The sequence below is a fragment of the Streptococcus sp. 3705 genome, assembly GCF_013277145.1.
In the GTDB taxonomy this organism is placed as follows: Bacteria; Bacillota; Bacilli; order Lactobacillales; family Streptococcaceae; genus Streptococcus.
The window spans coordinates 90,602-98,006 of the sequence record NZ_VMMJ01000019.1 but is presented as its reverse complement, the minus strand read 5'-3'; the positions used below and the strand labels follow the sequence as shown (position 1 = coordinate 98,006).

The window sequence follows — 7,405 nt, the reverse complement described above, 5'->3', positions numbered from 1 at the left end:
ACTAGAAACTACAGGGGGAGCTTTTGTATTTGAGTACGAGATAGATTTCTCTTTCTGTTTATTCACCAAAGAAAAATGGTGGGGCGAATTTTTTCAGTTCTTCAAAGCACTTTTGAGCAGCATCTGTATCTTCACAGATGATAAGGCAAACATCATCACCACAAAGGGTTGCGATAATATATTGGAAATCAAGAGCATCAATAATTGTAGCGAACGATTGTGCTAGACCAGGAAGAGTTTTGAGTAGGACTTGGTGCTGAATAGGTCGCAACATGATGAGGGCATCTTCCATATAGTTTTCCAAACGTTTTTCCCATTTTGAGATGGAACCATTATTAAGAACATAATAAGCGTTATCTTCTTCGCGGACTTTTGATAGGTTCATATTTTTGATGTCGCGTGAGAGGGTTGCCTGGGTCACTTGAATGTCGTTCTCAGCAAGAAGGGACTGCAATTCAGCCTGTGTATGAATCTTGTTTTTTGCGACAAGAGCGCGTATGAGTTGGTGGCGGTGTTCTGATTTATTCATAATAATGTAACTCCTTTCAGCAAGGTATGGTAAGCGTGGACTGAGCGAGGTCGACAGTCAGGTGGTAGTCAGTATTGTCACGTATGGTGATTTCAAAGTCAGTCGTATAGAGGACTAAACGAAGAGTATCTCCTTCTTTTAACTTGTAAATAGTTGGTTGCAGTTCAAATTGCACATCCATCCATTCATCTGCAGTAATATCCTCTACTAACAGTAAATTATTTCTATTTTGTAAATTAAGGTAACCTTTTGTCACGACTCGTTGTGCATCTGCTCTAAATGGCAGTTCACAGAGATTTTCCAACATGTGGTAGCGTCCATTATCAATGGTTTTAGCACTTAAAATAGCTGGATAAGATTGTAGGTATTTCTTTTGACCAAGTTCCAGTAGTTGAGCAGATAAAAGCCCCTTGTTTGTGCTGGATTTGATACGAAGATTAAGTTGGGCACGACCGTTCAAGTGAAGATCCTTAGTCACAGGAAGGTCAATAGTAATCTGATTGACTTTCCCTTGATAGAGTTCCGTATTGAAGGTCTGGTAGGTTTTACCATAGCGCTCAAAATCCTTATCTGGGTACTGGTTTTGAATAACTTGCTCTTCTTGACCAAGTGAGAAGGTTTCAAAGTTATCTTGCTCACCGAAGGTATCAAGTGATAACCAAGTCTGAGGAGCGGTATTGTCCTGCCAAATGACAGTAGGAAGTTGGAAATCTGTATCTTGTCCCAGTAATTTTTTAGTCAATAAGGCATTCATGGATTCACGGAAGTCAATTGATTGCCAATTGTTCATATACACATGGGCGCCATTATGGAAAAAGAGATGCTTGTGTATATGAGTAGGAAGAGCATGGAACATCTGGTAAACATGAAGTGGTTTGACATTCCAATCCTGAGAACCATGAGTAAAGACAAGCTCTGCCTTTACTTTATGGGCATTGAGCAGATAATTGCGGTCATGCCAAAACTGGTTATAGTCCCCAGTTTTTCGATCTAGCTGAGCTTTCACTTTTTCTAAGTCAGCTTGGTGAGCTTTATTGCCACGGATATAGTCGCCAGCCAAGAGATTACGAGAATAGGTTAGTTCAGCAAGGGAGTCAAAGTCCTCACCTGGATAACCACCTGGGCTAGTCACCAGACCGTTTTCACGGTAGTAGTTGTACCATGAAGAAATGCCAGCCTCAGCAATGATAACCTCTAAACCATCGATACCTGTAGTCGCCAGACCATTGGACATGGTACCTAGATAGGAAAGTCCAGTTGTAGCTACTTTTCCGTTTGACCAGTCAGCCTTGACTTGACGCTGGCGCGTATGGTCGGTAAAGGCACGGCAACAGCCATTTAGCCAATCAATGACATTTTTATAAGCCTCGATTTGCTGGTAGTCTCCGTTAGTCATGAAACCAGTAGAGTCTTTGGTACCAACACCTGAAACATAGAGATTGGCAAAACCTCGTGGAAGGAAATAGTCATTAAGAGTATAGCTAGAGTTGATGTGACTTAGCTTTTCCTCAGCTTCAGCCACAAGCTCAGCTTGACCTTGAGGTTGGACGAGATTGAGTTGAGGTTCCTCTAGTTCAATCTTATGAGCAGGTTTAACCTCAAGCTCGCCCTCCATCTTGTAGAGAGCCTTATCGCTTGCCTTGTCATTGGTTCCCTGATGATAAGGGCTGGCTGTCATGATGGCAGGGATTTTTCCATCAAAACGAGGACGAATAATGCTGACCTTGACTAAGTCTGGAAGACCTTTTTGGTCAGTATCGACACGAGACTCAACGTAAACCACTTCACGAATGACATCATGGCTGGAAAAAGTTGCTAAACTTTTGCCGTTAAAGTAGTGATAGTCATTATCCTCCAGAATAAGACCATCACTAACAAGTTGGTCGATAAGAGTATTTCCCTTTTTGGTGCGAGTATTGAGTAACTGATAAAGATTTTCAATCAAGTCACCATATATAATGGGAAATCCAGTTTCTTTACGAAAAACGTCACTATCTTCGAAGTCAACCAAATAAGAAAAGCCTAAAAGTTGAAAAGCAACAGTATAAAAAATATCTGCTGTCAAGTCTTTGTCAGATTTGAAAAAAGTTAATATGTTAGTTTCTTTATCTACAGCCAAGCAGAAGAGTGGATAGTCGGTGTTCTCATAAGTGAAAAATAAGCGACGTAAAAAAGTTTCCAGTAATTCCTTGGGATTGGCTGTGTTTTGTAAATCAAAGCCACATTTTTTTAGTTCAGATAAGATATTTTCTTTTGGAAAAGTGATATAACTATATTGATTAAAACGCATAGAACCTCCATATAGAATGATAGTTAAGGTTATTATATCAAAAAAAAAGCAGAAAGGGAATTGTTAACTGCAAAAGGAAATAATCCAATAAAAATGAATAAAGTGCTAAATTCAATATAGAGAACAGTGTAATAATAGACATAATAGGTATAATATAAAAATTCTAGGAGATTTATATTATATGTTTTCTATTTCATATATAATACAGTATAAATATCAAAAATGATGACAAAAATACAAATGAATAGAAAGTAAATTAGTAAGCTGATGAAATGTTTCTCAAGAGCAGCCTTTTATAGGTGAAAATGGTATAATATAGTGAGAAGGATAGAGGAGAAGTGTAAATTGATCGCACAACTAGATACAAAAACAGTCTATAGTTTTATGGAGAGCGTCATTTCGATCGACAAGTATGTGAGAGCAGCTAAAGAATACGGCTACACCCATTTGGCTATGATGGATATTGATAATCTTTATGGTGCTTTTGACTTTCTAGAGGTTACAAAAAAATACGGCATTCATCCTTTGCTAGGGCTTGAAATGACTGTGTTTGTAGATAATCAGGAAGTGAATTTACGCTTTTTAGCTCTATCTAGCGTAGGCTATCAGCAGTTGATGAAGCTTTCAACAGCCAAGATGCAGGGGGAGAAAACTTGGTCAGTTTTATCTCAGTACCTAGAGGATATTGCGGTAATTGTGCCTTATTTTGATGGGCTTGAGTCGCTAAATCTAGGCTGTGATTACTATATTGGTGTTTACCCAGAAACACTGGCAAGCGAATTTCATCATCCTATTTTGCCCCTTTATCGGGTCAATGCCTTTGAAAGCAGGGATAGAGAAGTTTTGCAAGTCTTAACAGCGATTAAAGAAAATCTACCACTTAGAGAAGTTCCTTTGCGCTCACGACAAGATGTCTTTATATCAGCAAGTTCTTTAGAGAAATTATTCCTAGAACGATTTCCGCAAGCCTTGGAAAACTTAGAAAAGCTTATTTTAGGTATCTCTTATGACTTGGATACTAGTCTGAAACTGCCTCGTTTTAACCCAGCGAGACCAGCCGTAGAAGAGTTGAGAGAGCGTGCTGAATTGGGGCTTGCTCAGAAGGGATTGTCTAGTAAAGAATATCAAGACCGTCTAGACCAAGAATTGGCTGTTATTCATGATATGGGCTTTGATGATTATTTCTTGGTTGTTTGGGATTTGTTGCGTTTCGGACGTTCGAATGGCTATTATATGGGAATGGGACGGGGTTCTGCAGTTGGGAGCTTGGTTTCCTATGCCTTGGACATCACAGGGATTGACCCAGTAGAGAAAAATCTGATTTTTGAACGCTTTCTCAATCGTGAACGCTATACCATGCCTGATATTGATATTGATATTCCTGATATTTATCGTCCGGATTTTATCAGATATGTTGGTAATAAATATGGTAGTAAACATGCGGCTCAAATCGTTACTTTTTCTACCTTTGGCGCCAAGCAAGCTCTTCGAGATGTCTTGAAACGATTTGGTGTTCCTGAGTATGAATTATCTGCAATTACTAAGAAAATCAGTTTTCGTGATAATCTCAAGTCAGCCTATGAAGGCAATCTCCAGTTTCGTCAGCAAATCAATAGTAAGTTAGAATACCAAAAAGCTTTTGAAATTGCCTGCAAGATTGAGGGATATCCAAGACAAACCTCTGTCCATGCGGCTGGTGTTGTAATCAGTGACCAAGATTTGACCAATTACATCCCTCTAAAGCATGGTGACGAAATTCCACTGACTCAATATGATGCTCATGGAGTTGAAGCTAGTGGACTTTTGAAAATGGACTTTCTGGGATTACGAAATTTGACCTTTGTCCAGAAGATGCAAGAGTTGCTTGCTGAAACAGAAGGTGTTAAGATAGCTATCAACGAGATTGATTTGGAAGACAAAGAAACATTAGCTTTATTTGCCTCTGGAAATACAAAAGGTATCTTTCAATTTGAGCAACCGGGTGCCATTCGCTTGCTCAAACGTGTGCAACCAGTCTGTTTTGAGGATGTCGTAGCAACTACTTCTCTAAATCGACCGGGTGCTAGTGACTATATCAATAATTTTGTGGCAAGAAAGCATGGGCAGGAAGAAGTGACTGTTCTGGATCCAGTACTGGAGGATATTTTGGCTCCAACCTATGGTATCATGCTCTATCAGGAGCAGGTTATGCAGGTAGCTCAGCGGTTTGCTGGATTTAGTCTCGGGAAAGCCGATATTTTGCGTCGGGCTATGGGGAAAAAGGATGCCTCTGCCATGCATGAGATGAGGGCCTCTTTTATTCAAGGTTCATTAGATGCTGGTCATACTGCGGAAAAGGCAGAGCAGGTCTTTGATGTCATGGAGAAGTTTGCAGGTTATGGATTTAATAGATCTCATGCCTATGCATACTCAGCCTTGGCCTTCCAGTTGGCTTATTTCAAAACGCATTATCCAGCCATTTTTTATCAGGTTATGTTGAATTCTGCCAACAGTGATTACTTAATAGATGCACTTGAAGCAGGCTTTGAAGTGGCTCCTCTGTCTATCAACACCATTCCCTATCACGATAAAATTGCCAACAAGTCCATCTATCTAGGATTGAAATCGATTAAGGGAGTCAGCAAGGATTTGGCTCTATTGATTCTTGAAAATAGACCCTATTCCAACATTGAAGATTTTATAGCTAAATTACCTGAGAATTATCTGAAACTTCCTCTGCTAGAACCTTTGGTAAAAGTTGGTCTTTTCGATTCATTTGAAAAAAATCGTCAAAAAGTATTCAATAATTTAGTTAATCTATTTGAATTTGTAAAAGAGTTAGGAAGTTTGTTTGGAGATACTATTTATAGTTGGCAGGAATCGGAAGATTGGACGGAACAAGAAAAATTCTATATGGAACAAGAGCTTTTAGGGATAGGTGTCAGCAAACATCCCCTACAAACTATCGCAAGTAAAGCTATTTACCAGATTACACCAATTGGGAATTTGTCAGAAAATAGTTACGCTATTATTTTGGTTGAAGTTCAGAAAATAAAAGTAATTCGTACCAAAAAGGGCGAAAACATGGCTTTCTTACAGGTAGATGATAGTAAGAAAAAATTGGATGTCACTCTCTTTTCAGACTTATATCGACAGGTTGGGCAGGAAATAAAAGAGGGAGCCTTCTACTATATAAAAGGAAAAATCCAGTCACGTGATGGCCGTCTGCAAATGATTGCACAAGAAATAAGAGAAGCAGTTGCTGAACGCTTTTGGATACAGGTAAAAAATCATGAATCGGATCAAGAAATTTCACGTATTTTAGACCAGTATAAAGGTCCAATACCAGTCATCATCAGGTATGAAGAGGAACAGAAAACCATCGTTTCTCCCCATCATTTTGTAGCTAAATTCAATGAATTAGAGGAGAAATTGAATGAAATCGTTATGAAAACGATTTATCGCTAAAAATACGGAAAATAGAAGAATTTTAAAATCAAATGTGGTATAATCAAGAAGAATGTTAAAAGAAAAAGGAGCATAAACCAATATGAAACGTATTGCTGTTTTAACTAGTGGTGGAGACGCCCCTGGTATGAACGCTGCTATCCGTGCAGTTGTTCGTCAAGCAATTTCAGAAGGAATGGAAGTGTTTGGTATCTATGACGGATATGCTGGTATGGTTGCCGGTGAAATTCATCCCTTAAATGCGGCTTCAGTAGGAAACATCATTTCTCGTGGTGGTACTTTCCTTCACTCAGCTCGTTACCCAGAGTTCGCTCAACTTGAAGGGCAACTTAAAGGGATTGAGCAATTGAAAAAACACGGCATTGAAGGTGTAGTTGTTATCGGTGGTGACGGATCTTACCACGGTGCTATGCGTTTGACTGAGCATGGTTTCCCAGCTATCGGTCTTCCAGGTACAATTGATAACGATATCGTTGGTACTGACTTCACAATCGGTTTTGACACAGCGGTTACGACTGCTATGGACGCTATCGATAAGATTCGTGATACATCATTAAGTCACCGTCGTACTTTTGTCATCGAAGTTATGGGGCGTAACGCTGGTGATATCGCTCTTTGGGCGGGTATCGCAACTGGTGCTGATGAAATTATCATCCCTGAAGAAGACTTCAAAATTGAAGATATCGTAGCAAGTATCAAAGCTGGCTATGAATGTGGTAAAAGACACAATATCATCGTTTTGGCAGAGGGTGTTATGTCAGCAGATGAATTTGCTCAAAAACTAAAAGAAGCTGGAGATACGACCGATCTTCGTGTGACAGAACTTGGACATATTCAACGTGGTGGTTCTCCAACTGCGCGTGACCGTGTATTGGCGTCACGTATGGGTGCCCATGCTGTTAAACTTCTTAAAAAAGGTATCGGTGGTGTTGCGGTAGGTATTCGTAACGAAAAAATGGTTGAAAATCCAATTCTTGGTACTGCAGAAGAAGGAGCATTGTTTAGTTTGGCAGCAGACGGTAAGATTATTGTAAATAATCCACACAAAGCTGATCTTGACCTGTCACAATTGAACAATTGCTTGTCATAATTTATAATTTAGTTAATAAGACCAAAAAGGTCATATATATAAAGGAGTC

At 39.3% G+C, this 7,405-nt stretch carries 4 protein-coding genes; 2 read left to right on the top strand and 2 right to left on the bottom strand.

Annotated elements, in window-relative coordinates:
* Positions 1–58 precede the first annotated feature (58 nt).
* The gene (locus HT714_RS06740; protein ID WP_173227007.1) at positions 59–529 is read right to left on the bottom strand and encodes an arginine repressor; all 471 of its coding nucleotides are present in this window, start codon (positions 527–529) and stop codon (positions 59–61) included.
* A 16-nt stretch (positions 530–545) separates the two neighbouring features.
* A complete protein-coding gene (locus tag HT714_RS06735) occupies positions 546–2,819 on the bottom strand; it encodes a Xaa-Pro dipeptidyl-peptidase (RefSeq protein WP_173227008.1) in 2,274 nt (757 codons plus the stop codon).
* Positions 2,820–3,164: 345 nt separating this feature from the next.
* Between HT714_RS06735 and HT714_RS06730 the strand changes: the two genes are divergently transcribed.
* Together HT714_RS06730 and pfkA are read left to right on the top strand one after the other, a co-directional pair.
* Positions 3,165–6,266 carry a DNA polymerase III subunit alpha gene (locus tag HT714_RS06730; protein ID WP_173251696.1) on the top strand — a complete coding sequence of 1,034 codons (3,102 nt, stop codon included), beginning with the start codon at positions 3,165–3,167 and terminating at the stop codon, positions 6,264–6,266.
* A gap of 82 nt (positions 6,267–6,348) precedes the next feature.
* A complete protein-coding gene (pfkA, locus tag HT714_RS06725; RefSeq protein WP_000820871.1) occupies positions 6,349–7,356 on the top strand; it encodes a 6-phosphofructokinase in 1,008 nt (335 codons plus the stop codon).
* Positions 7,357–7,405: the final 49 nt, after the last annotated feature.